26 protein-coding genes are annotated in these 26,331 nt (G+C 62.3%); 11 read left to right on the plus strand and 15 right to left on the minus strand.

Annotated features, from left to right (window positions below):
* From RVU70_RS18580 to RVU70_RS18630, 11 genes are all read left to right on the plus strand, one after another.
* A complete protein-coding gene (locus RVU70_RS18580) occupies positions 1 to 663 on the plus strand; it encodes a transposase (protein ID WP_363351649.1) in 663 nt (220 codons plus the stop codon).
* On the plus strand, positions 602 to 1,186 hold the full coding sequence (locus RVU70_RS18585; RefSeq protein ID WP_363351651.1) for a transposase: 585 nt from the start codon (positions 602 to 604) through the stop codon (positions 1,184 to 1,186). Before RVU70_RS18580 ends, RVU70_RS18585 begins: the two co-directional genes overlap by 62 nt.
* Positions 1,187 to 1,613: 427 nt before the next feature.
* Entirely contained in the window at positions 1,614 to 2,699 is a 1,086-nt protein-coding gene (locus tag RVU70_RS18590; protein ID WP_363351653.1) for a DUF932 domain-containing protein, read from the plus strand.
* 170 nt (positions 2,700 to 2,869) lie between these two features.
* Positions 2,870 to 5,008, plus strand: coding sequence for a ParB N-terminal domain-containing protein (locus tag RVU70_RS18595; RefSeq protein WP_363351655.1), 2,139 nt, complete (start codon positions 2,870 to 2,872; stop codon positions 5,006 to 5,008).
* A gap of 69 nt (positions 5,009 to 5,077) precedes the next feature.
* A complete protein-coding gene (locus RVU70_RS18600; protein ID WP_363351657.1) occupies positions 5,078 to 6,118 on the plus strand; it encodes a toprim domain-containing protein in 1,041 nt (346 codons plus the stop codon).
* A 337-nt stretch (positions 6,119 to 6,455) separates the two neighbouring features.
* Positions 6,456 to 7,394 carry a DUF2493 domain-containing protein gene (locus tag RVU70_RS18605; RefSeq protein WP_363351659.1) on the plus strand — a complete coding sequence of 313 codons (939 nt, stop codon included), beginning with the start codon at positions 6,456 to 6,458 and terminating at the stop codon, positions 7,392 to 7,394.
* 989 nt (positions 7,395 to 8,383) lie between these two features.
* Positions 8,384 to 8,707, plus strand: coding sequence for a DUF736 domain-containing protein (locus RVU70_RS18610; protein ID WP_363351661.1), 324 nt, complete (start codon positions 8,384 to 8,386; stop codon positions 8,705 to 8,707).
* Positions 8,708 to 9,080: 373 nt separating this feature from the next.
* The gene (locus tag RVU70_RS18615) at positions 9,081 to 9,830 is read left to right on the plus strand and encodes a ParA family protein (RefSeq protein WP_363351663.1); all 750 of its coding nucleotides are present in this window, start codon (positions 9,081 to 9,083) and stop codon (positions 9,828 to 9,830) included.
* A complete protein-coding gene (locus RVU70_RS18620) occupies positions 9,827 to 10,960 on the plus strand; it encodes a ParB/RepB/Spo0J family partition protein (RefSeq protein ID WP_363351666.1) in 1,134 nt (377 codons plus the stop codon). Before RVU70_RS18615 ends, RVU70_RS18620 begins: the two co-directional genes overlap by 4 nt.
* Before the next feature lie 191 nt (positions 10,961 to 11,151).
* Entirely contained in the window at positions 11,152 to 11,673 is a 522-nt protein-coding gene (locus tag RVU70_RS18625) for a plasmid mobilization protein (RefSeq protein WP_363351668.1), read from the plus strand.
* Positions 11,674 to 11,696: 23 nt separating this feature from the next.
* Positions 11,697 to 12,713 (plus strand): relaxase/mobilization nuclease domain-containing protein, encoded by a 1,017-nt coding sequence (locus RVU70_RS18630; protein ID WP_363351670.1) that lies wholly within the window; start codon positions 11,697 to 11,699, stop codon positions 12,711 to 12,713.
* 78 nt (positions 12,714 to 12,791) lie between these two features.
* Here the strand turns inward: RVU70_RS18630 and RVU70_RS18635 are convergent, their stop codons facing one another.
* The 15 genes from RVU70_RS18635 to RVU70_RS18705 form a co-directional block, all read right to left on the minus strand.
* Complete coding sequence (locus RVU70_RS18635) at positions 12,792 to 13,139, minus strand: HepT-like ribonuclease domain-containing protein (protein ID WP_363351672.1); 348 nt, start codon at positions 13,137 to 13,139, stop codon at positions 12,792 to 12,794.
* Positions 13,140 to 13,149: 10 nt separating this feature from the next.
* The gene (locus RVU70_RS18640; protein ID WP_363351674.1) at positions 13,150 to 13,443 is read right to left on the minus strand and encodes a nucleotidyltransferase domain-containing protein; all 294 of its coding nucleotides are present in this window, start codon (positions 13,441 to 13,443) and stop codon (positions 13,150 to 13,152) included.
* A 128-nt stretch (positions 13,444 to 13,571) separates the two neighbouring features.
* Positions 13,572 to 14,384, minus strand: coding sequence for an LPD7 domain-containing protein (locus tag RVU70_RS18645; RefSeq protein ID WP_363351676.1), 813 nt, complete (start codon positions 14,382 to 14,384; stop codon positions 13,572 to 13,574).
* Positions 14,377 to 16,446 carry a type IV secretory system conjugative DNA transfer family protein gene (locus RVU70_RS18650; protein ID WP_363351678.1) on the minus strand — a complete coding sequence of 690 codons (2,070 nt, stop codon included), beginning with the start codon at positions 16,444 to 16,446 and terminating at the stop codon, positions 14,377 to 14,379. Before RVU70_RS18650 ends, RVU70_RS18645 begins: the two co-directional genes overlap by 8 nt.
* A complete protein-coding gene (gene virB11, locus RVU70_RS18655) occupies positions 16,436 to 17,503 on the minus strand; it encodes a P-type DNA transfer ATPase VirB11 (RefSeq protein WP_363351929.1) in 1,068 nt (355 codons plus the stop codon). The genes RVU70_RS18650 and virB11 overlap by 11 nt, the downstream gene beginning before the upstream one ends.
* Complete coding sequence (virB10, locus tag RVU70_RS18660; protein WP_363351680.1) at positions 17,500 to 18,651, minus strand: type IV secretion system protein VirB10; 1,152 nt, start codon at positions 18,649 to 18,651, stop codon at positions 17,500 to 17,502. The genes virB11 and virB10 overlap by 4 nt, the downstream gene beginning before the upstream one ends.
* A gap of 28 nt (positions 18,652 to 18,679) precedes the next feature.
* Positions 18,680 to 19,513, minus strand: coding sequence for a P-type conjugative transfer protein VirB9 (gene virB9 / locus RVU70_RS18665; protein ID WP_363351682.1), 834 nt, complete (start codon positions 19,511 to 19,513; stop codon positions 18,680 to 18,682).
* A 17-nt stretch (positions 19,514 to 19,530) separates the two neighbouring features.
* Positions 19,531 to 20,205: a virB8 family protein gene (locus RVU70_RS18670; protein ID WP_363351684.1), complete on the minus strand. Its 675-nt coding sequence runs from the start codon at positions 20,203 to 20,205 to the stop codon at positions 19,531 to 19,533.
* A gap of 351 nt (positions 20,206 to 20,556) precedes the next feature.
* On the minus strand, positions 20,557 to 21,531 hold the full coding sequence (locus RVU70_RS18675; RefSeq protein ID WP_363351686.1) for a type IV secretion system protein: 975 nt from the start codon (positions 21,529 to 21,531) through the stop codon (positions 20,557 to 20,559).
* Positions 21,532 to 21,533: 2 nt separating this feature from the next.
* On the minus strand, positions 21,534 to 21,815 hold the full coding sequence (locus RVU70_RS18680; RefSeq protein ID WP_363351688.1) for an EexN family lipoprotein: 282 nt from the start codon (positions 21,813 to 21,815) through the stop codon (positions 21,534 to 21,536).
* Positions 21,812 to 22,519, minus strand: a complete 708-nt coding sequence (gene virB5 / locus RVU70_RS18685; protein WP_363351690.1) for a P-type DNA transfer protein VirB5 — start codon at positions 22,517 to 22,519, stop codon at positions 21,812 to 21,814. The genes RVU70_RS18680 and virB5 overlap by 4 nt, the downstream gene beginning before the upstream one ends.
* The gene (locus RVU70_RS18690) at positions 22,516 to 24,888 is read right to left on the minus strand and encodes a VirB4 family type IV secretion/conjugal transfer ATPase (protein WP_363351692.1); all 2,373 of its coding nucleotides are present in this window, start codon (positions 24,886 to 24,888) and stop codon (positions 22,516 to 22,518) included. The genes virB5 and RVU70_RS18690 overlap by 4 nt, the downstream gene beginning before the upstream one ends.
* On the minus strand, positions 24,881 to 25,216 hold the full coding sequence (locus RVU70_RS18695; RefSeq protein WP_363351694.1) for a type IV secretion system protein VirB3: 336 nt from the start codon (positions 25,214 to 25,216) through the stop codon (positions 24,881 to 24,883). The genes RVU70_RS18690 and RVU70_RS18695 overlap by 8 nt, the downstream gene beginning before the upstream one ends.
* A gap of 45 nt (positions 25,217 to 25,261) precedes the next feature.
* Entirely contained in the window at positions 25,262 to 25,555 is a 294-nt protein-coding gene (locus tag RVU70_RS18700) for a TrbC/VirB2 family protein (RefSeq protein WP_363351931.1), read from the minus strand.
* Positions 25,555 to 26,115 carry a hypothetical protein gene (locus tag RVU70_RS18705; protein ID WP_363351696.1) on the minus strand — a complete coding sequence of 187 codons (561 nt, stop codon included), beginning with the start codon at positions 26,113 to 26,115 and terminating at the stop codon, positions 25,555 to 25,557. The genes RVU70_RS18700 and RVU70_RS18705 overlap by 1 nt, the downstream gene beginning before the upstream one ends.
* Positions 26,116 to 26,331 lie beyond the last annotated feature (216 nt).

The following is a 26,331-nucleotide window of genomic DNA, read 5'->3' on the forward strand; positions in this document are numbered from 1 at the left end:
ATGCTTGCCCAGAAGGAAGTCGCCGCGGAGGTTTTGTCTATCGAAAGCGACCCGATTTTCATCGCGATTGAGATGAGTCGGTCTAAGTGGCTGGTGGGATCGCATCTTCCGACATCGACCAAGGTCGGCATCTACACCTTGGACTGGGGTGACACGTCGGCGTTGTTCGCGCTGATTGATCGTCTCAAGCTGCGCGCGGCGAAAACGCTCGGCATTACCGAGGTGCCGATTCTGTGCTGTTACGAGGCTGGTTATGAAGGCTTCTGGCTCCACCGCCGGCTCTCCGTAGCGGGACACCGCGTGCTCGTGATCGACCCTGCTAGCCTGCTGGTCAATCGCCGAGCCAAGCGTGCAAAGACCGATCGGATAGACGCTAAGGCTATGATCCGCGCGTTAATGGCCTATACCCGCGGCGAAGATCAGGTGCTGAGCGCGGTCCAGATCCCCAGTGTCGAGCAGGACGACGAGCGCCGCTTGATGCGCGAACGACAGCGCCTGGTCAAGGAGCGCACGGCGCACACAAACGGCATCAAGGGATTGTTGCTGACGCAGGGGATCGTCGGTTTCGATGCGCGAGCCGATGGTGCCGACCGGCGCCTTGATGAACTCGTCACCGGACGGCCGCCCGCTCGGCCCGCGGCTCAAGGACGAGGTCCGCCGTGAGATCGCACGCCTGCGGCTTGCGATGGAGCAACTTGATCATGTCAATGATGAACGTGACGCAATCGCGGTTCCAAAACGAGCTTCCGCTTGCGACGGTGCCAGGAACGAGGACAACCCTGATACCGCAATGATCGCGGCGCTTGCCCGTATCAAGGGCGTCGGCTCGAACGACGCCTCGGTGCTCGTCCGCGAAGCCTTCTGGCGCAAATTCGCCAACCGCCGCGAGATTGCCGCGTGGAGTGGGTTCGCGCCGACGCCGTGGGCGAGCGGCACGATAAACCGCGACCAAGGCATCACCAAAGCCGGCCCCGCCGCCTTCCGAGCTTACGTCATCCAACTCACCTGGCGCTGGCTGCAATGGCAGCCTCAGAGCCAACTCGCGCGGTGGTTCGGGGAGCGGACGAATGGGGCATCCGGCCGCGTGCGCAGGATCATGATCGTCGCGCTCGCTCGCAAACTGCTGGTTTCACTGTGGCGCTACGCGACGACCGGGCTGCTCCCAACCGGTGCCGTCGTCACCTGATATAAGTTTCCTCCGAACGCGTCGGAGGAATGCCGGGAGGACGTGTGACCGACCCTCTAACGGGTTGAAAGACGCCGCTTTCAAAGATGGGTCCCGTCCGCTCGAACGTCGAACCCGCAGCAAACGGGATTATGGTCGCGAGGTCCGTCGAAGCCGGATACTCGAACCGGATAAAAGTCGAGCTGGCTCGATGTCAGCCTTGCATGATGACGTTCAGTCCCGGTCTATTTGCAATATCGCAACGCCGGCTTTGTTGTCGGCGACGATTCTGCGCGTACCATTAGCGAGCGAGACGCAGCCTACGTGTAAGAATGCTGGAAATGTTGGTTCTTGACTGTTCCTATAAAAGTTAGAGGGCTGCGCTTGGCGCATTGACGGGTTGAGGACCGAGAGAAGAGCCTCTCGGCGTCCGTCGCGGAGACGATCAATGATGGAGATTTTGGACGCGGCTCGCGCGCGTGATGGCGGCTACAAGGTGGATGCAAGCCGCGGCAGTCGCACGAGGACAGTCGACAGCACGGCAATCCGGGTCGAAGCCAGCCGCGACGACGCCGAAAGGCTTTCACTTGCAGTGCCGGGTTCCGACAGTCCGGTCGCCATGACTCATTGGAGTTTTAGCCAGCTCGCAAGCCTCGTCGGCGCTCCGGCGGCTTATCTTCGCCAGCTCCCGGCGCCGCTCGCCGGAATCAATCTGCAATATGGCTTAACCTCCCATCGCGCAGAGCAGGTGAAGACGCTCGAGGTCGAAAACGGCCGGGTCGAATTGCGTGCGGTGACCGGCCCCGACTATGGCCGGATCTATGATCATGAGCTCGTCTCCGCGGTGCAGCGCATCGCCGGCGACGGCGTGGGCGACACGCGCTGGAAGGTGCCGGGCGTGCTGGATTGGTCGACCGGGATTTACAACCCGAAGGTCGATGTCACCGAGGAGACGACGACGCTCTACGCCTCGGACCGGGACGTCTTTCTCTTTCTCGTCGACGATCTCAATCCGATCGAAGCCGGCCGGCTTCCCGACGGCTCCCCAGACCTTTTCTTTCGAGGCTTCTACTGCTGGAATTCCGAGGTGGGCGCGAAGACGCTCGGGATCGCCAGTTTTTATCTGCGCGCCGTGTGTCAGAACCGCAATCTCTGGGGCGTCGAGGATTTCGAGGAGATCACCATCCGCCACTCCAAATACGCCGCCGCGCGGTTCGCGCATGAGGCGGCGCCGGCGCTGACCCGCTTCGCCAATTCCTCGCCGATGCCTTTCGTCGACGGGGTCAAGGCGGCGCGGCAGAAGATTGTCGCCCGCAACGATGATGACCGCACGGAATTCCTGCGCAAGCGTGGGTTCTCGAAAGCCGAGACGGCGAAGATCATCCAGACAGTCCTCGCCGAGGAAGGCCGCAAGCCCGAGAGCGTGTTCGATTTCGTGCAGGGGATCACGGCTGTCGCGCGGGGGAAGGCCCATCAGGATGCGCGGCTTGATTTCGAGGCGCGCGCCAAGAAGCTCTTCGACCGCGCCTCCTGACATCTACATCGTTGCGCAGCTTGCGCGCAGCCCGCAGCTGTCGCGGCGGCTCCCTACCCGATTAAGTTTCCGCGGCGTCGTCCTCAAGAGTCAGAGGACGGCGCTGCGCTTTGTGACGGGGTGGAGGTCGAGAAAGAGGTTCTCGGCCGCCCGTCGCGGAGTTGAAGACCATGACCAAGTCGGTGCAGAAAATCCAATTGAGCGCCTCGCGCGATATTCCTTTCAACAAACTGGTTCTTTCCCAGTCCAATGTGCGGCGGATCAAGGCCGGCGTCTCGATCGAAGAGCTCGCGGAAGACATCGCCCGCCGCACGCTCTTGCAGAGCATCACCGTGCGGCCGGTGCTCGACGATCGGGGCGCAGAGACCGGCATGTTCGAAATCCCCGCGGGCGGGCGCCGTTACCACGCGTTGGAGCTATTGGTGAAGCAGAAGCGGCTAGCGCGCAACGCCCCTATCCCTTGCGTTGTCCGGACAGACGGAATCGCGGAGGAAGACAGCCTTGCCGAGAACGTCCAGCGGGCGCCACTGCATCCGCTCGATCAGTTCCGAGTGTTCCTGACCTTGCGCAAAAAGGGGAGCAGCGAGGAGGAGATCGCCGCCGCCTTCTTCGTCAGCGTCAGCGTCGTCAAGCAGCGTTTGCGGCTCGCCTCGGTGTCGCCCGCGCTTCTCGACGTCTATGCCGAGGACGGCATGACGCTCGACCAGCTGATGGCCTTCACGGTGAACCCCGACCATGAGCGCCAGAACCAGGTCTGGGAGGCGATCCAGCGCTCCTATAACAAGGAAGCCTATCAGGTCCGCCGGCTGCTCACCGAGGAGGCTGTTCGGGCGTCTGACAAGCGGGCGCTCTATGTGACCGAGGACTACAAAGCCGCAGGCGGTCCGATCATGCGGGACCTCTTCCAGAGCGACGATGGCGGCTGGCTCCGGGATGTTCCTCTCCTCGAACGGCTTGTCGCCGAGAAACTCGCGCGCGACGCCCAGTCCATTCGGGCGGAGGGCTGGAAATGGGTCGAGACTGCGATCGACTTCCCCTACGGCCATACCTATGGGCTTCGCCATCTTCAGGGCGAACGCCAGCCTTTGGGCGACGAGGAAGCTGCGGCTCGCGAGGCGCTTCGGCACGAAGCCGAGCAACTGGAGACGACCTATTCGGAGGGGGAGGAAATCCCCGAGGAAGTGGACGCGCGCCTTGCCGAGATTGAGGCGGCGCTTGAAACGTTCGAGGATCGCCCGGTTCTCTATGCCCAGGAGGAGATCGCCCGCGCCGGCGTCTTTGTCAGCATCGACGGCGAGGGGCGTCTTCGGATCGAGCGCGGCTATGTGCGGCCGGAGGACGAGGCGCCAGTCGAAGAGCAGGAGACGCCCGAGGTCGTGAACGAAGCGGGGGAAGCCTACGCCGCGCGTTCGTCGTCGGCGTCCTCTTTCGAACCCGACGACGGCGAGACCAGGCAGTCCGCCGCCGTTGCGGAGGAGGAGGATGAGGGGTTGAGGCCCCTGCCCGACAAATTGCTCACCGAGTTGACCGCCTATCGCACGCTGGCGCTGCGCGAGGCGGTGGGCAATGAGCCGGCGATCGCGTTCCTTGCGGCCCTCCACGCCATGTGCCTGCGGCTCTTCTATCGCTATGCCGTGGACAGTTGCCTCGAGATCGAAGCCAAGAACGTCTCCTTCGGCGCTCAGGCGCCGGGGCTCTCCGACACGCCGCTCGCGGATAAGGTCGACGCCCGCCATCTCGACTGGTCTCAGCAATTGCCGGCGGAGCCGCAGGACCTGTGGGACGTGTTGGCGACCTTCGACGTCGGCACGCGCCAGCGTTTGTTCGCGCATTGCGTCTCGCTGACCGTAAGCGCCGTGCACGAGCCCTGGAGCCGCCGGCCGCGGGCCATCGCCCATGCCGACCGCCTCGCCTCGGCGCTCTCCCTCGACGTCGCGGCGACGGGTTGGATGCCGACGATCGACAATTTCCTCGGCAGGGTCACCAAGGCGCGGATCGTCCAGGCGGTTCGGGAAACAAAAGGCGGCGATGTCGCCCGACGGATCGAACCGCTCAAGAAGGGCGACATGGCGCGGGAAGCCGAAGCGCTTTTGACTGGCGCGGGTTGGCTGCCCGAGCCGCTGCGATCCCCAGGCCACGGTTCGCAAGCATCATTGGAAGCGAGCTCTCTCGCCCTGACGGAAGAAGGCGCGGCGGTCGAAGAAATCGCAGCAATGGAAGGCGTCCCTGCCTTCGACGAAATCGGCGCGCCTGATGAGGATACCGAGCCGGCGCCAGTCGACGGCCCTCAAAGCGTCGCCGCCGAGTAGACCTTCACGAGGCAGATTGCGAGGGGTTCGCCAGCGATGGCGGGCCCTTTTTTCATGGAGGAAGCGCCCGTGTCGAGTTCAGTTGCGTCGGAATTATCCCGACGCCTTGCGCAGGACGCCGAGGCGGTCTGCCGGTACTATTTGTCGAACGGCCGCCGCCATGGCCGTTACTGGATCGTTGGCGACGCCCGCAATACGCCAGGCCGGAGCCTTTACGTTCGGCTGACGGGTCCGGAGAGTGGCAAGGGCGCCGCCGGGCATTGGACGGATGCCGCCTCGGGCGAATTTGGCGATCTGCTCGATATCATTCGCGAAAGCGACCGTTTGAATGATTTTTCCGACATTCTCGACGAAGCGCGGCGATTCCTCAGCCTGCCGCGCGACGAACCCCGGCACCAGCAAGCATTCTATCGCAATGAGCGGAAGACAGGCTCCCCGGATTCGGCGCGCCGACTGTTCAGCATGTCACGGCCGATCGCGGGCACATTGGCGGAGCGCTATCTGGATCACCGCGGAATTTCAACGCAGCAGGATCTCGAAAACCTCCGCTTCTATCCCCGCTGCTACTATCGGTCCGGGAACGAAGCCCCTGAGACCTGGCCTGCGATGATCGCGGGGGTTACCGACCGCAAGGGCAAGATCACCGGCGTGCATCGCACATGGCTCGACAGGATGGGGCGCGACAAGGCGCCGATCCCCTCCCCGCGACGCGCCATGGGGGAGCTGCTCGGCAACGGCGTCCGTTTTGGCGCGCCCCTCGACGTGATGGCGGCGGGTGAAGGGATCGAAACCGTGCTCTCGGCTCGATGTCTTCTGCCCAGCATGCCGATGATCGCGGCCCTGTCTTCCGCGCATCTCGCCGCCATCCTGTTCCCGAAAGGACTGCGCCGCCTCTATGTCCTGCGCGACAATGACACCGCCGGCGAAAGGGCTTCATCGACCCTTATCGACCGCGCGAGAGCCGAGCGGATTGAGGCCATCGTCCTCTCCCCCGCGTTGGGTGACTTCAACGACGATCTGCGCCGCCATCGTAAAGCCAGGTTGCAAGCGGCAGTCAGAGACCAGCTCGCTTCTCATGACATTGACCGGTTCATGAGTCCTGCGCGGTGACCTGGCCTTGCGACGAAACGAGCGCCCGATCCCCTGTCCTCACGCGATTGCGCCAATCGCCTTCTTTCCTTTTGTCGGAGCCAGCCGCAGTCCCGGCCTTCTGAGAAGGCGACCCTTGCGTCGGGCGCTCCGGCTCGGCAATGGCTGCGGCCGGCTATTTTCCGTCGCGCCCTCAGGGCGCTTTACATCGCGAAGCAAAATAGCCGGACGCTTCGCCATCCTTCGCTGACGCTACGGCCGGTCGCTGCGCGCCCCGGTGCCAGCCGGTCCCGCCCGCCGCCTTCTGTCGCCACGAAGGCCGCGAGGGTCGCGGCCGATCCGACGAAGGAGAGCGCCAATGACGACCAATCATGACAACCAAGGCATCGACACAATTCCTGCCGCTTCCCCAATTGAGCGCGTTCTTGCCGAACTTCAACTCTATGGCTATCGGCCGTTCCACGACGAGCCCGACCCCCGGCCGCTGCCCGACCCCCAAGCGATTACCGGCGCCGTCGCCGATATCTTCGACGCCCTCCTGGCGACTCTAACCGACACGCGCCTGGAGCCCGATCTCGAGGAGTTGCTCTGGTCCACGGTCAACCTCTTCCACCGGGCGGTGCTTCGCGTCGAGCGAGAACTCGACGACAATGAGCAGGCGCAGCGGCGCAGCCAAAAGGAACAGGACGGCTCGGAAATCCGCTCGGTGGAGCTGGAGCGCCTGATCTGCGAAGGGCAAACGCTCCTCGAACGCCGTGACAGTTTGGAGCTCTTCCGGGACCAGGCCGCCGACGCCTTCGAAGCGCACACTGGCTCGTCCTGGCGTCCCCGTTCCGGCTCGAAGGTCAACCACCGATCCTTGACCGCCGCGATGATCGACAGCCGGGACTTTCTTGCCGCCAAGCGCCGGATAGAGTCCGAGCCACTCCTTCCGGCCGGGCCACGGATCGCCTTCACCGGCGGACTCGACTTCAACGACCATCGCGCGATCTGGGATCGCCTCGACAAGGCGCTCGCCAAACATCCCGGCATGGTGCTGCTGCACGGCGGTTCGCCCAGAGGGGCCGAACTCATTGCTTCCTGCTGGGCGAATAATCGCAAAGTTACGCAAATCACCTTCAAGCCGGACTGGGCCCGCCACGCCAAGGCCGCGCCTTTCAAGCGCAACGATCAGATCCTCGAGACGCTTCCCATGGGCGTCATCGTCTTTCCCGGCTCGGGCGTCTCCGCCAATCTTGCCGACAAGGCCCGGAAGCTCGGAATCCCGGTCTGGAGATTCGAGGACGGCGGCGCATGAGCGCCGCCCTCGCTCTAATTTTTATCTTTGTCCAAGGGGGCCTCATCGACTCCTTGCAAAGCTGGTTTATTTCACCTCAACGAGAGTGCGGACTGCATTTCTTGAGCCGCTCTCTTCCATGACAACATCATTTTGATTGCATGCGTCGCTGAAGAGGCATGAGCGCATGAGATTTTGACGAGCATCAAACTTTTCGGTGCGTCAATATGCGAAATTGCGAAAGCCTCGGCTGCCTCTTATCCCTTGCAGATGTTTAGAAAGCCCATTTTGAACGCCCTAGTTTTCTCGATGTTGATGACATCATTTGCAGCTGGCGTCGCGATGTTTTTGACGCCGGCGCCGCTTGCAAGAGATTTCTTGGATTTTCGTCGAAAGGATAACGTGGCACGCCTCCATCAGGCGCGCTACTCTGGTGGGTGAAGCTCTGCAAACGGCCAATTGGCGACAGCTGAGCAACCCGGGCATGCCGCCCTTGGCTCCCGCCGCCGCAAGAAACTCAGCCGCACGTCTAGCGAGGCGAGCCCTGCCCAGCGCCCGTTAAAACGCTGAGGCCATTTGTGAACGGCATCCGTTGCGTATCGACGCAGGCCGCCGGACGCGCGCCGCTCTCCGAAGCCTCCGGGCGACGCGCCGCCCGTCAATGACCGGATATGCGAGGGGCTCTCCTGCCGGCTTTTGCCTCCTACCCTGCTCCAATCTCTCCTGAGTGATCGCTGCCGAGCCCAGCACGACCAAAGCGACCTCTTTCTTGGCTATATCTGGCCGAAGACCGGCTCCGCCTCGATCGCCTGAGACGCAACAGCGGGGAAGCGACTTTTTTCCCCTGACGCCTGCAGCGTCATTCCTCTCGAGACAAGAAAGTCGCCTCTCCGCCGTCCTTCGCGCTGCTGCGGCCCTGCGGGTGCGTCGGCGAACCGTCTTCGTCTGCGAAGCCCCATCGAGGCCGCCATGGTCGCGGGCTCGAGGCAGCAGATCAACAGGAGATTATCATGGCGAACATCGGCTCTTTCAAAAAGTCCGGCGCTGAATTCCAGGGCGAAATCGTCACCCTCAGCGTCCAGGCCCGCGGCGTCCGCATCATCCCGGAAACGAACCGCGCCAACGAGAACGCCCCGAGCTACCGCGTGTTTGTCGGCCGAGCTGAAATCGGCGCCGCCTGGACGAAGCGCTCGACTGAGGGCCGCGACTATCTCTCGCTCAAACTCGACGATCCGAGCTTCACCGCTCCGATCTACGCCAATCTCTTCGACGACGAGGATGGCGACGGCTACAGCCTGGTCTGGTCGCGTGGCCGAAAGGCGAGTGGCGAGTGACCTCGCTCGGCCTCCGCCCGCAGCAGCGGGCGGAGGCGCTCCCGACTGAACGGCTTTTTCGCCTGAGCCTGCGGCAGGCTCACAAACTCGACTCGGCGCATCGCTAGAAGTTTGCCCAGGGCAAACTTTTTTGAACGTGGGCAGGCTCCCTTGGGGATCCAATTCTTCTCAGAGACGCGGGCAAAGTTTGCCCCGGGCAAAGTTTCTCAGCATGGCGACGTTAGGCGCCTGCTCACCACCCTGTGCTATTTCACAGTGTCTCCTCCTGCCTCCTACGGGCAAACCTCCGGCATTAGCGAGCCTCGAGTCGCTCGCGCCAAGGAGAGTAGATGGATTTCGCGGCCTATGGATTTAACCCTGGCGCCACGACCAGATGAGGGTACTGGTCGTCAACAACGAGAAGGGCGGCGTTGGCAAGAGCACGATCGCCGTGCACCTCGCCTGGTATTTCGCCGAGCGGGGCAAGCGCGTGCTCTTTCTCGATCTCGACCCGCAGAGCAACGGCACCACGACGCTCGCAGCGCATGCCAGCCATATTGACGCGGCTGCGCTATTTTCGCATCCCGTCGCTATCCCCCCGATCGCCAAGAAAGGCATTCGCGTGCTTGGCGGCAGCGCCGCTTTGCGAGGGATTGTCTCGGTCGACAGCAAGCTCGTTGAACAGTTTCGCGCCAACCTCGCGGATGCGTCGCAGAGCTTCGACATCGCGATCATCGACACGCCGCCGACGTTCGGCGTCCGAAACCTGGCGGCGTTAATCGTCGGACAGTTCGTGCTGGCGCCTATCGACCTCGACGACTACGCCATCGACGGCATCGAGACGCTGCTCAAGCACATCGTTGGCGTGCGGCAGAAATATAATCCGGGGCTCACGTTTTTGGGATTGATCCCCAATCGGCTGCAGACGACCTCGCCCCGACAGCGGAAGAACCTGAAGAGCCTCGTGCAGAAATTCGGAACCAAATATCTGTTCGATGGGGTGATCCCCCAGCGCTCATCTATTGGTGAGGCCTTGGCGGAGAAGAAGCCGGTCTGGAGCTTGCCAAAGACGGCGGCTCGCGAGGCAGGCCGCGAACTTCGGCTCGTATTCGACAAGCTCGCGGCGAAGATGGAGGCAGCATGAGCTACGCCGGGAAGCTCGACGACGTCGCGCAGTTGCTTGACCAACTGGAGGGCATGGAGGCCCCTGGGTCGAACGGGGCTCCGCTCGACATCGCTCTCTCACTGATCGAGGAAGATCCGCATCAGCCACGCCGCGCTTTCGACCCTGAGACGCTTTCTCAGCTTTCCGCCTCCATCCAGGAACGGGGCGTGCTCCAGCCGATTGGCGTGACCCCCGCCGGCGAGAATGGAATGCACAGGATCATCTTTGGCGCGCGCCGGTTTCGGGCGGCGCAGCTCGCCGGACGCACGACAATTCCAGCGTTTGTCCACCACGCCAGGGTCGCGGATCCTTACGACCAGATGATCGAAAATATTCAGAGAGACGACCTCTCTGCGGCTGATATTTCAGCCTTCATTCTGTCTCGGGTGCAGGCGGGCGAAAAGCAGAAGGACATCGCGCAACGCCTCGGCAAGGATAAGAGCTATATCGCCATGTATGCGGCCGTGAGTCAGATGGCAGCAACCCTCCGAGATCGACTGGCGACGTCGCCGATCCGCGCTGTCTACCAATTGCACCAGACGTGGAAGAAGTTCCCGCAGGAGGTAGAGGCGTTTTGCGCTGAGCATGATTCCTTTACCCGTGCGCAGGCGCTGGTTTTCTGCTCAGATTTGACGGGCGGCGCTCCGGAAATCGATCATTCTTCAAAGACCGTCATAGGAGTCGATCGCGCCTCTGCAGAGCCTATGACATACGCTGAATCACGAACGAGTGCTCCCTCTCCTAATGGCGACATCATCCCAAAGACTCGAAACGCTTCTGAGAGTGCGACGGGTAAAACAAGCCAAACTCCGCGAGTGGCATCTGATGCACGATCCCCGCGACTGCAGATCAGAAACGGAGAGCGTCTCGGATGGCTCATTCTGGATCGCGCATCCCCATCTGGCCGAACGCACGGCCTGGTCTGTTTCCAGGATACTGGCGGAATTGAAGACCTGCCTCTCTCGGCCTTGCGACTGATGGAGCTAAATGTGAGGCCTTGCCCAGACGACGCGAAGCAACGCCTCACATGCACGGCAGCTAGCGGCTTTTCCATCCCGAAGGGACGAAGCGAAGCGGAGCGCCCGGAGGCCGAACGCGCTTCCAAATAGCGCCGTAGTGAGGCCGGAGGGTGTGGGAAAGGCGCGGGGAAATGGAAGTTGTACCCTCTCGGCTGGTCAACTAGAATCGAGGCCCCTGCTTTGCAGATGAGCCAAAATGTGTGTTTGAGGCTGAGTGCAGGATAGGCTTGCCGCCAGCCATTTTTAACCGTGTCAGCCTCGAACGGGGATTGAGCCACCGCATGGCCTTTTTGGGGTTCCATATTGACGACGCTGTCGCTGAGCGCTTCGCCGCCCTCGCCGCAGGCGAGGGCGGCAAATCCAACCTACTGCGACGCTTGGTCGAGCAGGCTGTGGGGAGCGATGCGGCGATTAAGCCTCCCGCTCCACTCTCGCAAAGTTCCGGCAAGATCACGATCAGGCTGAGGGAAGGGGAGCTTCGGCTTCTCGAGTCTGTCGCCGCACAGCGCCGAATGACCCGCACGCAATGGGTCGCGTCAGCGGTTCGCACGCGGCTTGGTTTCCCGGTTCAACAGACGCATGAAGAAGCACAGGCCTTGCGCGCTGTTGTTCGCGAGTTGAATCGCATCGGCGGCAACATCAACCAGATCGCCCATGCTTCCAATCTGAACCGCCTGATCGGTCTTCAGGGCAGGCTAGACGCTGAGGCCGTCCGCGCGGCTTCGGATGGCGTCCAAGCAGCGCTCGCCGAGGTGCGCGAAATTCTGAGGCGCAATGCGAGCTATTGGGAGGGTCGGTTGTGAGCAGGGAAGATCGCGATCTCGACTTGCCGCCGATCTCCTACGTGTGGCGGACCCCGGTCAAGAAACCCAAGCGGGCAAAGTGGGAAATCCCGGATCCAGTCGAGCCGGGCAAGCTTACCCCTGCCATGCGGGCGCGGCTCGAGCGGATTGTCGCCAAGGCGCCCGAAGTGATGGTGAAAATCACCAGCAGGACCAAGACCGTCGCCCATTTGAAGTCCCATCTCGGCTATATCACTCGCGAGGGCGAACTTGGCGCCGAAACCGAAACGGGCGCCGTCATGGAAGGCCGGCAAGGTCTGCGAGACATCCAGTCACGATGGGCCGACGACGCGGCGCTGGACGGGAGGCGGCGGCGGGATGGTCCGCTATCGCATAACGTCGTCTTTTCCATGCCTCCCGGAACGGCGCCCACGGCGGTAAGGGATGCAGTCCGCGCCTTTGCGGTCGAGACCTTCGGCGGGAGGCATGATTTCGTGTTCGTGCAGCATCTCGACGATGCGCATCCGCATGTGCACCTCACGGTGCGGTCGCTCGGCTATGACGGGCAGCGGCTTAATCCGCGCAAAGGCGATCTCGCGACGTGGCGGGAACAGTTTGCTGCCGAATTACGGCTCCGCGGTGTAGACGCCGAAGCGACGCCGAGACGCGCGCGGGGTAAAGTGCGGAAATCGGAACGCGGCGTCATTCGCGCAATCAAGCAGCGCGGTGAGCAACCGCGCATAGAGCGGCTCGTCCGCGAAGAGGTCGTGAGGCAAGCTCGTGGGCTTGAGACATTGGCGACGCCGCAGGAAGTGAAGGGGATCGAAAGACAGGCAGTCATCCGAGACGGTTATCGCCGGCAGGCAGAGGAGTTGAAGCGCTCACTGAGCGGGGCGGACCATGAGCTGGCGACTCAATTGGAGCAGTTCGTCGCGGACATGCCCGCACCCGAAACAAGGCGCGGTCGACTTTTGAAAGAATTGCGTAGGGGGCTCGAAAAGGCGCAGCTACAACCGGGTGTCGAACAAAGAGAGAGAGAACGGCCGGAGCGGACCAGATAATTGTCGATTTCGGCGTTTCGTTTATGGCCCCTGGCCGGGACGATAAGGTTTTGCGAAAGGTGGCCTTGCACCTGCTCTTCAGCACTGCTTCCGTGCAGCCGCCAGCTCGTCCCGACAGACCCGTTCGAGGTCAAACAGATCTTCACGCGCGAGCTTCCACATGATCGCCGGGGCGACGCTCTCGTAGTTGTGGCGCAGTACGTTGCCGATGCCGGCGACTTTCTTCCAGGGAATGTTGGGATGGCGCGCTTTGAGCTCGTCGGTTAAGCGCCGGCTGGCTTCGGAAATGATTTCGACGCCACGTTCGACCAGCCACTGTTTCTCCCAATCGGCTTCGAAGGCGTCAAGAGGCATCTCGGCCAGAACAAGGCGCACACGCTCGATCGCTTCAATAATGTCCGTGAGAGGCGCCGTCATATTTTTCATTTGGAGGCGACTAAAACACGCGCACGGCGCCGTCTTCGATGGAACGGCGCAACGTCTTATGGAGGCTGTCGCGAGTCATAATGTCCGTCTGGCGCCCAAGGATGCTTGCGGCGTATTCCTTCACGTCCATCAGCTCGAAAAGGCCGAGCTTACCCTTCTGGTAATCGAAGAAAAGATCGACGTCCGAATCGGCGCCAGCGTCCCCCCGTGCCGTGGACCCGAAAAGGTACAGGTGGTCAACGCCGAGCCGCTTGAATTCGGCTTCATGAGCCTTCAGACGGCTTATCGCTTCTTCGCATTTCATGGATTGTGTTTAGCAGATTTCGGGATTTGCTTCCACGTTTCTGTCTGGAGCTTGGCGCTTCCCCTGGATTGCCGCCTCACGGCCGTAGAGGCTGCGGAATAGCAGAGATGAAGCAGAGCGTGGTGCGGTTACCTGATCCTCTGGCGCCCGGCGACATGGTTCGGGGCTTTGGTTCTCTCTGCGGACCTTCGCTGCCCGGGGCCCAGCGCAACCTTTTTTTCAATGATTTCCGCCCGATCGAAGTGCGCGCCGCTGCGCCGATGATTGGCCATGCGCTCCCTTGCGGCGTTCAGAATACGGCTGCGCGCTTCCGGGTCTTTCGGGAAGGCGGCGAGGGCCACGCGCTCGATCAGGGCGAGGTGCGAGCGGACGTTAACATCGTTCCCGCCTTTGTTCCCAGCCCGCTCGGCTGGTGGCGGTCGTCTGGGCGTCTCCCCTGCCCTTCCGCGTTCGCGGTCAGAGGCGAGAGGCCGGCCGTCGCGTACGGGGCGCCCTTTCAGCTTCGCGAGCGCAGCGCGGTCAAGCTCTGTCGGCTCGTAGCCGTTAACCTCAATCCCTCGAATTGAGGCCACGCGCCAAGCCTCTCGCCGGAATTCCAGCGCGCCAGAAAGCTCGATTTTTTCCCATCCACGGTGGGCGGCGATCGCGACCAGGTCGCGGACCACCTCCAGGTTCGCAACACGCGTCATCAGGCGGTCCGGACTGGTTTTTGCGACGAGATATTCGCCGTGAGGGTCGGCGAAGATCCTCGCATTCGCCCGGTCGTCCTCTACGACGTAGTATTTCTGACGCAGCCGCTCGGGCAGAGAGTCGGATCTCTTTTCGTCCTTGTCTTTCGGACCCGCGCGGCGGTCGTCGCTGTCCTCTAAACGCTCCTCGCCTGCTCGCCCCACGCGCCTTGCTTCGAAGACGCGGCCCTTGTCCTGTTCACCCTCACCCACGGCTGAACTCCCGGGTCCGCTGGCGGCGCTTGCCGCGCCCCTGCGCGCCCTTGGCGCGGGCCTCCTCGCCTTCCTCCGGCTGTGGGACGCTCGATATTGTGGATGTATTGCTCGCCTCAGTATTCTCATCGTAGCGCGCGGCGCCGTCGATGTAGCCCGCGACCCAGGCGTTGAGCGCTTCCTCCGAGACGCCTTTAAGATCTAGGGGAATATCGGCGAGACTCGAGAGCGCGTCCGCCGGGATCGAGGCCGGGTCGTCAATTTCGGAATCGGCCAGAGGTCGGCGAATGACAAGAGCGCGCAGCTCGGCGACATCCTGTCTCAGTTGCAGGACCTGTGAGGCGAGCGTCGCCTGGTTTGGCGCGGGCATCGGTTCTATAACCGGCGGCGGCGCGAGCCGCGCGGAAAAGCGGTGGTCCTCGTAATAGACGAGCTTATCCGCGAGGATTGGCGGCGCGCCGGCCACCAGCACGAAGGATTTGCTTTTGGGCGTGAGTTTCAGCTCCTGCGGCAACAGCAACGGACGCCGGTGATCCGAAATCGTCTCGGAGCTCGCGCGGCTGGAGAAGCCCCAAGGCCGCGAGCGGCTCTTGGCCTCGACGGTCTGCGTCCCAAGGCGCTCGGAGAGCTCGACGGCCACGTCGTGCTCTTTGGGCGTGAACACGATTTCGACAGCGTGATTGGTCAGAAAGTTCTTGGCCTCGTCCGGACCATAGATGGCGCGCAGTTGCGACGGGCTCTGCAAGATGGTGAGCAGCCGTATCCCATAGCCGGCGACGAATGCGACGCTTCTCGCCAGCACGCCGACATGGCCGAGAGAGGGGAATTCATCGAGAAGGAGCAGGAGCTGGCGCGAATAGGCGGGATTGTGCTCGGGCAGCTCGCGGGCGTTGAGGTCGACCACCTGCTGAAAGAACAGATTGAGGAGAGGCGCCATGCGGTCGAGATTATCGGGCGTCACGGCCAAATAAATGGAGATGGGTTCTGATCGCAGCACTGCGAGATCGAAGTCGCTCGCCGAGGTCGCGGCGTCAATTCGAGGATTGAGCCAGAGCCCGAGCCGCGCGGTGACTGTCTTGCGCACCGACTGCAGCGTATTTTCCGATGCAGAAATAAAATCGTTCAGCGCCGCAACACAGGAGGCTGAGAGCGCGTCCGGCCCGCTCTGGCGCGCGCTCAGCACCTCCTCGAAATGCGCCTTAACGTCGCTCGTCGCCGTGAGCTGGCGCAGGATTTCGCCGATGGTGAAGGGCAAATGGGGCGTTTCGGCAGTATAGCCGCCAATGGCGATAAAGGCGGAGCGTGCAGCCTCCGTCCAGAACGGATCGCCGCGCAGATCGGGCGGAAACAACATGCCGGCGATCCGCTGCAGATCGTCATAAAGATCGCCTTGATCACGGCGAACCGCCGAGAGCGGATTATAGCGCGCCGTGCGGCCCTGCGGGTCGAAGGGGTCGAAAAGATAGACCTTCTGCCCATGCTGGGCCCGAAACCCCGCGGTTTTGAGGAAATTCTCCTTCTTGATGTCGAGGACGACGACGCTGTCGCTCCAGGAGAGGAGATTAGGGATGACGACTCCAACCCCCTTGCCGGATCGCGTCGGGGCGTAAACGATCACATGCTCGGTCCCGCCGAAGGTCAGGAGCTTGCCATGCGCCTCGCCGAGCAAGAGGCCGTGCTTGGCGCGCAGCCCTGCCGCCTCGATCTCGCGCAGCGACGCGAAACGCGCGGCCCCGTGCAGCGGCCGCGGCCGCGCGCGCAAGACCGTCCCGAGCAGGCCGAAGGCGGCTATGGCGCCTGCCAGGGCGCCAATTGTGAGCCAGCGGTCGAGGCGTTTGTCGACACCGAATTTTGGAGCCCATCTGACGAACTCAAAGAGGTGCAGTCCGCCATCATGCGCCCGAAGGCCGAGCAGCGAAACGTTCGACGCGACAAAGAGGAAGACCGCCGCCGCAAGCAGCGCGAGCCCGACATAAAGCCCGGCGCCTGGCCAGAGGCGGACGGATTGCGAGGCGCAAATTCTCAAAGAGAAAACAGGAGTCGCGCGCGGTTCAAAACCCATTACGCCGCTTTGCCTCCGGATCGTAGTAGATTTCCGTGATACGGTAACGGCCGTCGCGGCGGCTCATCTGCACGACGACATCGACCGTCAAGTGCAGCAGCCTCCTGATGTCGTCGCGGGCAAGATCGCGGCCTTCGGCGCTCTCCTTCACGAGAAGGGTCAGCTGCTCGAACGCCAGCCGCGCGCTGTCGGCATGGACGGTGGTGATCGAGCCTGGATGGCCCGAGTTGACGTTGCGCAGATAATAGAAGGCCGTGCCGTCGCGCAGCTCCTGCAGCAGGATGCGGTCCGGGCGCATTCGCAGAGCCGATTCGAGTAGCTCACGCGGGCCAATTTTGGCAACCCCTCCCCCATCCTTGGCGTAGAGCAGGCGCACATGATTGGGCTGCGAAACGGAAAGTTCCGCTGTGTCCTCGATGGTCAGAAGGCGCTCATGACCGGGGATCAGCGCGACCAGTCCTTTTGCCAGCGTCGTCTTTCCTGATCCCGTGGCCCCGGAAATGACGATGTTACGGCGGCTGGCGACAGCGCGCTCGAGGAACGCGCGCCACTGACCGGCTTCTTTGAGCCGGATGAGCTCCTCTTCGTCCGCCGAGAGGCTGTCATTGGCAGGGCGGACATCCGCGAAGAGCGAGTGGCGCTCGAAGTCGTCGAGGGTCATCGTCAACGGCGCGACCTTTCGGATGGTCAGGCTGACCGTCCGGGCGGGAACCGCCGGCGGCGCGACAATCTGGCAGCGTTCGCCGAAGGGAAGCACAGTCGATACGATCGGTTGGTCGGTGGCGATGTCCTGGCGCGTGAAGGCCGCGGCGGCGGTCGCGAGATTCATCAGCTGTGGAAATTCAAGGCCCGACCGTTCATGGCGCGTCCAGCCCTTGGGGCTTTCCGTAAAAGCTTCGCCCGGGCGGTTGATGGCGATTTCCGTCAGCTCCGGCGCCGCGAGGAGCTCGGCGATCGGCTCGAGGCAGCGCAGAAGAACCCGCCGCTCAGCTGAGTCCGCGCCCGGTTCCGGTTGGCCTTGCTGCACACTAAAGCGCGCAGCCCCTGCTCCGCTCATGGCTTGGTGACCCTTTGCCGTTCCCACCTGCCTTCCAAAACCGTCCGATCGAGAAGTTGGCTGCGACCCTCGATAAGGCGCAGGTGGTAGACGGAGGAAAAATCGAGATCACGAGCGACGAACACAGAGACGCGCTCGCCCTGGTTCTTGGAGAGCGTCGGCGGGATATTGATCGACTGCTCGGTCGCAATCGCCGCGGCGCTGCGCCCAGAGCCCTGGATCGAATTCACCTGAATGTCGGCTTGCGACAATTGCGCGGCGCCAATTTGGCCGGCGTCTGACACGATCGATAACAGCAGCGCGCCGCCGAAGCGCTCGAAAAAATGATTATCGATCTCGCCGTCGAAACCGGCGCGCCCAAGCGCATCCGTAGCTGGGCTCGAGATCGCGACGATCACCCCGGTGGGGGTTTTGGCCCGGGTCCACAAGACAAACATGCGCCTTGAGCCCCGGCGCATATTGCCGCGATATTCTCCGACGATCTGCGTGCCTTTTTCCATCAGCACGACCTGACCGGAGTCGGACATGACGTCGCGCTCGACCACACAAGAGACGAAGCCCGCGACATCAGAGGACATGGCGGTCTCAAGGACGCAGGGGATGGCAGTTCCCTGGGCGACCAGGAGATGACGATTGGGGAGCCTCTCCGCGCGCACGCCTTCGACCGGCGTTGGCTTCAATTTGCTCGCCAGATCGTTCTGCGCTTCGGGAGAGGCAGAGGCGTTCGGGTAAATCGATCCCGTTTGCTCGAAATCCAGTCCCGGACCTTGCCCCGTAGCCGTGCCGGAGCGCGCCTGCTGCGGACGATTGAAAACGAGCACCGGGGCGCGCCGCGCGCTCTCCATGAGTTCGTCAGCCTTGGTTCGCTCGGGAGCGGCAGGGAGCGCCACGGGAAGCGGCGCCGGCTCAATTCGTGCGGCGGGGGGATCGCGCGGACGCTCGAAGGCGTTTGCGACCGAGATCGTCGGCTTTTGGCGGGCTTCGGGTTCGGCGGGCGGACGCTTCCAGCTCGCCCACAATATAAGGCTGCACAAGGTCACAAGGCCGATGACGCCCACGCCCTTGCGCCACGCCGTCGGATCGCCCTCCGCCGAGACCGGCGTGATGCGGCGTTCCTTATCGAGAGAATGATCTGCGTCTTGATTCATCCGGCCTTTTCCTGCTGTGTCACTGCCGTCACCTCCGCGCTCGACGCGGCAGCCGCGCGACGCTCGGACTGGTCGTGCGCGTCGCTTCATTGGCGCCGACGGGGTCGAATGCTTCGTTGAAAATGCAGAGGACCTCGGCTCCTTGGCGCAGGCGCAATTCCCGGCCGACCGCGTGGACGACGACGAGTTCGCCACGGACGTCTTTGGGAACGAGGCTCTCGGCTCCATCGGATCCCACGAGAAAAATGGCAGGAACCTCGCGATTGCCCTCAAAACGCAGCGTTGTCTCCTTGCCGTCGTCATAGACGGCGTCGGGCTCGAGGCTCGTCGTCCCTTGGGCGGAATAGCGCCAGTTGCGCGGCGCTGTGGCGTCATGCAGCGCGAAGCTCTCATCAATCGCGCGGGCCTCCATCTCGCCCCGTCGGGAGGCGGCGGCGTCGCGGCGGGCTTCCGCCTCGTCGCCTGGATAAGCGAAGCGGACCATGAAGTAGCTGTCGGCGAGCGAGCTTTCCGCGATCGTAAGCTCGAACTGATAGGATCGCTTGCGGCCGTCCCGTCGAGTCGTCACTATCTGCAAATTAGTCGGCGGGTGCTTTTCCCGCGGCTTCAGAAACAGGATGTTGCCGGCCGGCGCGACCTCCCAGGAGACGGAATCGCCGACGGCGACATGGGCGATTTCCTCGTCCTCGGAAAAGACGATCTGGGTCGAGGCGCGAATGACGCCGTTGATCTTGACAACGTTGTAGGGGTCGTAGGCGACCATGCGCACCCGCGCGTCGCGGGCGCCCGCCGCGGGCTGCTGCAAGGCATGGCTCGGCACGGGCGCGACGCACCACAGGGAGGCGAGCACGAGGGAGCGCATTAGAAGGGCTCGGTTTGTCAAGGGGCCGTCTCCGGATCGGAACGGTATTCGGAAACGAGAAAGCCAAGCGGATTGATCAGGCGGTCTGAGGAGGAGATCGTCGCTTTCTTCTCAAAGGAAAAAGTGACCGTGGCGATCCAGTGCGAGAGCTTGGTTTCGTCGCCATGCCGGACTTCACGCAAATAGCGGACGGAGGCGAGCGTCGGGCCCAGGAGCGAAATGGCCTTGATGCGGATTTCGGCGAGGCCGCTGCGGCCATAGGCCGCCTGCGGGCTTTCGGGATTGGAGCCCCGATAAAGGTGAGCAAAACGCTCCTGCTCAGTCTGCGTCGAGAGCAGCGAAACAGTTCGGAAGTTGCTGGGCGCCTCGACAAAACTGTAGCCTTCCCGAACGCGCACATATTGCGCCAGGAAATACCTGGCAATCGCCTCGTCATAGGTCTGCGGTTCGTCTTTTACCGCGGAAACCACATCCACAATGCCGGTGGCGTTATCGACGCGAATGACAAAGGGCTCGACGGTCTTGAGGGGCGTCAGCGCAGCGACCGCGCCGATGGAAGCGAAGGCAAGGAGCGAGGCCGCCGCCGCGACGCCCCAGGCGATACGCTGCGAGCGCTGCGCCGCGAGCAAGAGGTCCTGCTCCCACAGCCGCGCCCGCTCGAAATAGGTCTTCAGATCCCCGGCCTCAACCATGGTCGGCTCCAACGCAGGAGCGCGCCGAGGCGGCGATATCGAAGACGGGCCGAACCGCCATACGTGTTGGCTTAGCGCCCCCTGCGTCGCCCTTGCGGATGATCGGTTCACGGCCTACCGACGCAGGCGGGATGGACACTGGCGTCTCTATGGGCCCGACCGCGATTAGCCTTGTATTCTCCCAAGCCCAAAGCGACCTGTTGAGCGGTCGGCGCGCCGAACCGTCGCAACTGGGCGCGCTCGCGGCCGTAAGGCTGGCGCAGCCGGTAAGCGACGCCGCAGCTGCGAGCGCCAGAAATGCCATTCGGGTTGTCATTTTCTCTCCCAGACTGATTGCAGACGACAGAGCCCCTATTCCGCTGGAACGTGACGGATGCTGCCGCCTGCCCGCCTTCGGCGCAGCGTGCGAGCCGCGGCGATCTGCGCGCCGGCATAGGCGCCCATTGTCGCTCCAAGGGTGGCGGTCGTGGCGTAAGCCGCCATCCAGCGGTTGAGCATATGGGCGGCGAGCGATGCGCCCCCGCCTGCGAGCGCGCCGGCGATTTCTGGCAGCTGCAGGGCGATATAGGCGGCAAGGCCTAACACTGCGCTGATCGCCACCGCGCCGACGATCAGCTGACCCCCTGTCGCGGCGTTGGCGCCATATTTATCAACAAAATGCCCGACCGTCGTCAGCATCAGCCCGATTAACGCGACGACGAGCACATGGAGGATCACGAAATTGGCGAGCTGACGCGTCCAGGCTTCGCCAAAGGTGCGGGTCGCCTCAAACAGCATCAGCGCGATGAAAAGGGGGCCGAGGGCAAGCACCAGCGCAAGGCCAACTTTGGCGTAGAGCATGATGGCGAATTGCAGGAAGCCGCTTGCGGCTGTGAAAACGAGGAGGATCGCTGCAACGAGCGCTGGCACGACGTCGGTCAAACCTGCTTGGTCGTATATTTTTTGTGCGACTGAGATGCCTTTGATCAGTAATTGGTCGAATGGCTGACCGGACTTCATGTCAAGCCCGCTTCCCGCGATGGCGCCGCTGATCTCCCGCGGAAGCGAGTCGAAGAAAAGTGCCTTTACGTATTGTTGGTAGGATGCGGCGTTGGTTGCAAGGAGGATGACTGTCACGATCCGGATCGTGCGCCAGGCGAAGTCGAGAATGGGTTCCTGGATCGCCCCCCGCATCACTGCGATCCCATAAATCACGACATAGAGAATCACGGCGACGCGCAGCAGCGCGTCTACATAAGATGCAAGGTTCTGGACGGAGTTTGAGACGAAATCCGAAAGCGGCTGTTCAAATTCCCTGAGAAACTCGTCGAAAACAGCGATAGCCATGATCAGCGCCCCTCTCGTGCGCGGCGCAGGGCCTCTTCACGCCCCCAGACGAAAATTTGTTTTTGCGCCTGATCCGCGTTTATGCACTCAGGCGAAGTTCTCAACGTTCCGGGATCTGCCTTACAACGCGCTTTTGTTTTATCGTGTTCTGCGGAGTGCTCGAGAAACCAAGCCACGTCACGCGACTCAGTGACGCCCTCCCGTGCAGCATTCGGAGAGCTGGCTTCGTTGCCGCATCCTGCCAAGCAGTTTGCGGCGAGCAAGGCGTAGAATAGCTGCTTCATTGGAGGGCGGCCTTCATCTCGTTGATAATTCGCCGGTGTTGCTCGCGTTCGCGCTCGACATCCATGTCGGCCTGGGCGCGCTGGATCATCGCGAGGCCCTGCAGTCGAAGCACGTCGTTTTGCAAGAGAGCCTGTTCAGCCTGGAGGCGCGCAGAGAGATCCAGCACCTCCTTGGCGTCCTTGGAGACGCTGATCTGGCGACGCAGCTCCTCAAGTTGGTCAATGCGGCGAGAGGCGGTGTCGTAGACCGCCTGACCGAGCGAATGCTTGGCGCCTGTCTGGCGGGCAATGCGATCAAGCTCTGAGGCATAGAAGGAATTCCCCGGATTTTCCGGGTAGAGGCGGTTCTGCGAGAGATAGGCGTCCATGGATGACGCGAAACTTCCCGAGCCCGAGCCTTTGATGAGGCCCTCGATTTGCGAGAATTCCCCCGGCAGATATTTGCGGAATTGTGAAGAGTTCAGCAGGCTCGCGACGTCATTGGCGTTCGTGAGCTTGTTGACGGAGTTGTAGAGATCCTTGGCTTGCGCGAGCTGATCTTGCGCGACCCGGAGCTGCGAGGAGAGCGTGTCGGCCTGCTTCTTCAGCTCGATCAGTTGATCGAACTGGCGTGCGAAGACGCTGGGGTCGAACACCACCTGCGCCGGCGCTGCCGACGTCCATGCGGAGAGGCCCAGAAGGGAGAGAACTCGAACCGGTTTCATGCGAGACCTCGTCGGCGTTGATGAAAGAGGGGTAGCCACTCGGCCGGATTGTCGCCAACATCAGCTCGCACCTGTTCAGCGAGCTCGACGGTGGACGTTCGCCCAGAGAGGATTGCGAGAGCTTCGTCCATCCCTTCGAGATCGAGTTCGGCAACGACGGCGTCGTGGCCCTGCTTGACGAGGAAACGCCGGCTCTCGATGGAGAGCTCTTCCCTGATCAGGCGAAACTCTTTCCTGGTGAGATGGAAGCCGTCGACATAGTCGCTCGCCTGTCCCCGGGCGTTCGGAAAGAAAATCTGCGTTGGACATTGCTCGACAATCGTGTGGGCGATTGGCGAGGTCAACGCGTCTCGAGGCGACTGCGTTCCGAACACCATCACCCCGTTCATCTTGCGGATGGTTTTGAGACCGTCATTGGCGAGATCGCGAAAGGCTTCGTCACCCAGCGCTTTCCAGAATTCGTCAATGGCGATGATGATCCGGCGCCCGTCAATTAACTCTTCGACGCGCCGAAACAGGACCATCATCAGCGGCGTTCGCACGACAGGGTCGTCGAGAACATCCGTCATGTCGAAGCCGAAGGCGTGCGAATCGACATGGATGGCGTCTTCGTCGGCGTCGAGCGCCCAGCCCAAAGCCTGTCCCTTGCACCAGCGCTCGAGACGCGCGCCGATCCCTTCCGCATCGCGTTGACCGAGGAAGACGCGCAGGGCCGAAAACGACCGCTCATGTCGCGGCATCTCACGCAGCGCCAGGAGGCCGTTGTCGATCCTTTGCTCATCTGCGACTGACAGCGGCCTGCCTTCGACGCTCACGAGCTTTCGGACGAGGCTGCCAAGGAAGGCAAGATTCGAAGGCGTCAGGTCAAAGCTCTTCAACGGCGCGCAGCCGGTCGGCCTGCCGCCCTTCAAGGTGAGGTAAGCGCCGCCGATGGCGCGGATGAAGAGCTCGGCCCCGCGATCCTTGTCGAAGAGGACCAGCTGGGCGTTGAGCTTTTCCGCCTGCGTGAGCGCAAAAGTCAGGAAGGCCGTCTTGCCCGAGCCCGAGGGCCCGCAAATGAAGGTGTTGCCCAGATCGCCGACATGGAACGAAAAGTGGAAGGGCGACCCGGAAGCCGTCTTCAGCACGGCGACGCTTGGCCCCCAATGGTTGCCCTCAGCCTTGCCCGATAGATAGGCGTGGAAGGGTGACAACCCCGCGAAATTCCGGGACGTGATGGCGCCGGCGCGCGCCCGGTATTTGAAGAGGCCTGGTAGCTGCGCCCAAAAGGTCGCTTCTAACCCGAGATCTTCGCGCACGACGACAGCGCCGCCGTCGGCCAATATTCGGCGGGCGAGACTCACTTTTTCGAGGAGCTCTGTCGGCGCGTCGGCAAGGACCAGAAGCGAAAGGTGATGCTCGCCCATCACGAAGCGGTTCGACTCGAGATCGTCCAGAGCGCTGTCAAGGTCGCCGATCTGCGAGGCGGCGGGGTCATTGGTGGAAAGCAGCTGGTTTTGCTTTCGCGTCATAACGGTCTTGGCTTCGCTCTTGCCAAGAAAAGCGAAGCTTTGCGACAGGACTAACTCAAATGGAGCAGCGAGCAAGCCGTCGAGCAGGCCAGGCCTGGTCGTCGCCGGATAATCCTTGAAGGCCAGCATTCCGGCAAAGCGCGAACCGCCTGGCCCGCGGATTTCGATTGTCTCGCGACCAAAGATGAGCCGATTGGCGTAAAGCGCCGGACCGATCGGGCCCTGGACCAGCGGGAAAGGCAGGCGCTCGCATGCGACGAGCGTTTGCAGGAAGGAGCCAATTTCGGAGAACGCGACGCCTTGCCGCTCGATCAGGCTGAGACGGTAAGGAGCGTAGCGGTCAAGCGCCGCCATCAGGTCGCGCGAGACATCCTCGAGCTTTTTCAGCCCCCGCCCGTCGACTTCTCCGCCGGCGCGCCGCGCGCGGCCAAGGCGGGAGAAAAATTGTGATGCGCGTTCGGCGGCGTCGCGCCCCGGATGCCAAACGAGGGTCAGGTAGAGCTCATTGGCGTAGAGCTGTTTGGACATGAGCCGCGCCTGATAGGCTCGATCGAGCTCGTTGGCGAATTCCGAGCGAAACGCTGCTATCGGATACTCGCTTGTTGGGCGGCGAATGAGATGCGTCCACAACGCCAGGCGCTCGTCGGCGATGTTGCGGAGCGTGAGATTGAGCTTGTTGTGGAGATCGTTGAGATCCGCGGCGTCGGCCGTCTCAAAGGCCGCCCCGGCGAGACGGATCGTCGTGATCAGCGCGCGGGTCGACAGCGAGATGAGATGCGGGGAAACGTGACGCAGATAGGGGAGGTGAACCTCAGGTCCCACCTCTCGCGCCTTGACCCTCAAGGGGACGCTAGCCATTGGCGAGCTCCCCTGCGTTGAAGCGCCGGACGAGCCGCAGTGGTGTGCAAGAGGCGCCACCCCAGAGGCTTGCATTCCGATGGCGGCCACGTGTCTCGAGCCAGGCTAAAATGATGCGGAACTGGTTGGCGTCTCGCCGGCAGATCAGCTGACAGGCAAAGTGAATGGGCAAGGCGACAAGGCCGTAAAACAGACTGCCCGCCAGGACGAACAGAATGGAGGAGAAAATGACATTGAGGCCCATGGCCTCCATGGTCACGCCGTGAATCATCGCGGGCCGCGTGCAGGCGAGAAACAGCGTGTCCTCGTGGAGGCGTTCGTCGGTCATAGGGGACCTCTTGTGATGGCGGAATGCGTGGAGGAACATCCGACGCTACTTGCCGGTCAGCGTCGAAACGATTTCCGCTGCGCCAAACAGGATAGCAATGCCGAGGATGACGTAGCCGGCGCGCCGCAAATCAAGATATCCGAACATCCAGGACATGCCGGTGATGATGATAGCCAATGTTGCGAGAAGCTTCGCGACATTGCCGGTGAGCGCGTCGACGATGTTTTGGAGGATTCGTTCGACATTGGCGCTTTGGGCGAAGGCGGGCTTGTTGAGAGCAAGGATGGCGGCGGTGCTGGCGGATGAAAGGAATGATAGGCGGCGGGCAAGAGAGCGCATCATTGATCGTCAACTCCATTCGAGAATCGGTGAGCTTGGTCGCGGCGAGCGCGCAACGTTTGTCGATAGACGAGAAGCGAGCTTGCCGACGGTCTGCCGAAGACGTCCCAAGGCTCCTTGGATGGCGGCTCTTGCTCCACAGTCCTGGGCGTCTGGTCGAGCGCGTGATCGCCGAGAGGATCAATATCCCCGTCAGCCGAACGCTTCGCTGGCAATGTTGCGTTTGAGACGCCGAGTTTTCCCGCGCCCCTACCCTGTTCGCCGTGGACTCGCGCCGCCACGCGAAGAGATGGGCAGGCGTCGAAAGCTTCAGAAACGCTGACCCCCGTTTTGTCGAGGTCGTCGAAGGTCAGGCCAGCGATTCCCAGCCGGGCGTCTTTGTGGGCGACTTTGGCCTGCATCGCGAGCGCGATCGCCTCATCTTTCGATGTCGCAAGGATTTTGATCGGTTTGCGACCGTCTATTGTCAGTGCGAGGTTCTCAAAGCCGCTGGCGGCTCGCACGATGGGGATGAGCTCTCGTGCGTCAACGCCGGGCGCGCAGCGCTCGACAAGCGCCATGAAGGCTGAGAGGTCCATTTGTGCTTCCGTTCTGTTCAAAGAGGCGTGTTGGTTGCGCGCGCTCGTCTCGAATCGCGAAGCAATGTGGCTTGAAAAGACAAAACCCGCGCCGGCGATGAACCTGCGAAATTTCACAGGGCTTCGCCCGGCTCCACAAAATCGCCGCATCGCAGCCGCACACAGCGTAGGTGAAGGCCTTTTTTTTATTCAGAGTGA

Source organism: Methylocystis echinoides (assembly GCF_040687965.1).
GTDB lineage: Bacteria > Pseudomonadota > Alphaproteobacteria > Rhizobiales > Beijerinckiaceae > Methylocystis > Methylocystis echinoides_A.

Excerpts from the sequence above, each read along its gene's own strand:
- RVU70_RS18580 (WP_363351649.1), top strand. The coding sequence starts at position 1 with ATGCTTGCCCAGAAGGAAGTCGCCGCGGAGGTTTTGTCTATCGAAAGC.
- RVU70_RS18585 (WP_363351651.1), top strand. The coding sequence starts at position 602 with ATGAACTCGTCACCGGACGGCCGCCCGCTCGGCCCGCGGCTCAAGGAC.
- RVU70_RS18590 (WP_363351653.1), top strand. The coding sequence starts at position 1,614 with ATGATGGAGATTTTGGACGCGGCTCGCGCGCGTGATGGCGGCTACAAG.
- RVU70_RS18595 (WP_363351655.1), top strand. The coding sequence starts at position 2,870 with ATGACCAAGTCGGTGCAGAAAATCCAATTGAGCGCCTCGCGCGATATT.
- RVU70_RS18605 (WP_363351659.1), top strand. The coding sequence starts at position 6,456 with ATGACGACCAATCATGACAACCAAGGCATCGACACAATTCCTGCCGCT.
- RVU70_RS18610 (WP_363351661.1), top strand. The coding sequence starts at position 8,384 with ATGGCGAACATCGGCTCTTTCAAAAAGTCCGGCGCTGAATTCCAGGGC.
- RVU70_RS18615 (WP_363351663.1), top strand. The coding sequence starts at position 9,081 with ATGAGGGTACTGGTCGTCAACAACGAGAAGGGCGGCGTTGGCAAGAGC.
- RVU70_RS18620 (WP_363351666.1), top strand. The coding sequence starts at position 9,827 with ATGAGCTACGCCGGGAAGCTCGACGACGTCGCGCAGTTGCTTGACCAA.
- RVU70_RS18625 (WP_363351668.1), top strand. The coding sequence starts at position 11,152 with ATGGCCTTTTTGGGGTTCCATATTGACGACGCTGTCGCTGAGCGCTTC.
- RVU70_RS18635 (WP_363351672.1), bottom strand. The coding sequence starts at position 13,139 with ATGAAAAATATGACGGCGCCTCTCACGGACATTATTGAAGCGATCGAG.
- RVU70_RS18640 (WP_363351674.1), bottom strand. The coding sequence starts at position 13,443 with ATGAAATGCGAAGAAGCGATAAGCCGTCTGAAGGCTCATGAAGCCGAA.
- RVU70_RS18650 (WP_363351678.1), bottom strand. The coding sequence starts at position 16,446 with ATGGGTTTTGAACCGCGCGCGACTCCTGTTTTCTCTTTGAGAATTTGC.
- virB11 (WP_363351929.1), bottom strand. The coding sequence starts at position 17,503 with ATGAGCGGAGCAGGGGCTGCGCGCTTTAGTGTGCAGCAAGGCCAACCG.
- virB10 (WP_363351680.1), bottom strand. The coding sequence starts at position 18,651 with ATGAATCAAGACGCAGATCATTCTCTCGATAAGGAACGCCGCATCACG.
- virB9 (WP_363351682.1), bottom strand. The coding sequence starts at position 19,513 with ATGCGCTCCCTCGTGCTCGCCTCCCTGTGGTGCGTCGCGCCCGTGCCG.
- RVU70_RS18670 (WP_363351684.1), bottom strand. The coding sequence starts at position 20,205 with ATGGTTGAGGCCGGGGATCTGAAGACCTATTTCGAGCGGGCGCGGCTG.
- RVU70_RS18675 (WP_363351686.1), bottom strand. The coding sequence starts at position 21,531 with ATGGCTATCGCTGTTTTCGACGAGTTTCTCAGGGAATTTGAACAGCCG.
- RVU70_RS18680 (WP_363351688.1), bottom strand. The coding sequence starts at position 21,815 with ATGAAGCAGCTATTCTACGCCTTGCTCGCCGCAAACTGCTTGGCAGGA.
- virB5 (WP_363351690.1), bottom strand. The coding sequence starts at position 22,519 with ATGAAACCGGTTCGAGTTCTCTCCCTTCTGGGCCTCTCCGCATGGACG.
- RVU70_RS18690 (WP_363351692.1), bottom strand. The coding sequence starts at position 24,888 with ATGGCTAGCGTCCCCTTGAGGGTCAAGGCGCGAGAGGTGGGACCTGAG.
- RVU70_RS18695 (WP_363351694.1), bottom strand. The coding sequence starts at position 25,216 with ATGACCGACGAACGCCTCCACGAGGACACGCTGTTTCTCGCCTGCACG.
- RVU70_RS18700 (WP_363351931.1), bottom strand. The coding sequence starts at position 25,555 with ATGCGCTCTCTTGCCCGCCGCCTATCATTCCTTTCATCCGCCAGCACC.
- RVU70_RS18705 (WP_363351696.1), bottom strand. The coding sequence starts at position 26,115 with ATGGCGCTTGTCGAGCGCTGCGCGCCCGGCGTTGACGCACGAGAGCTC.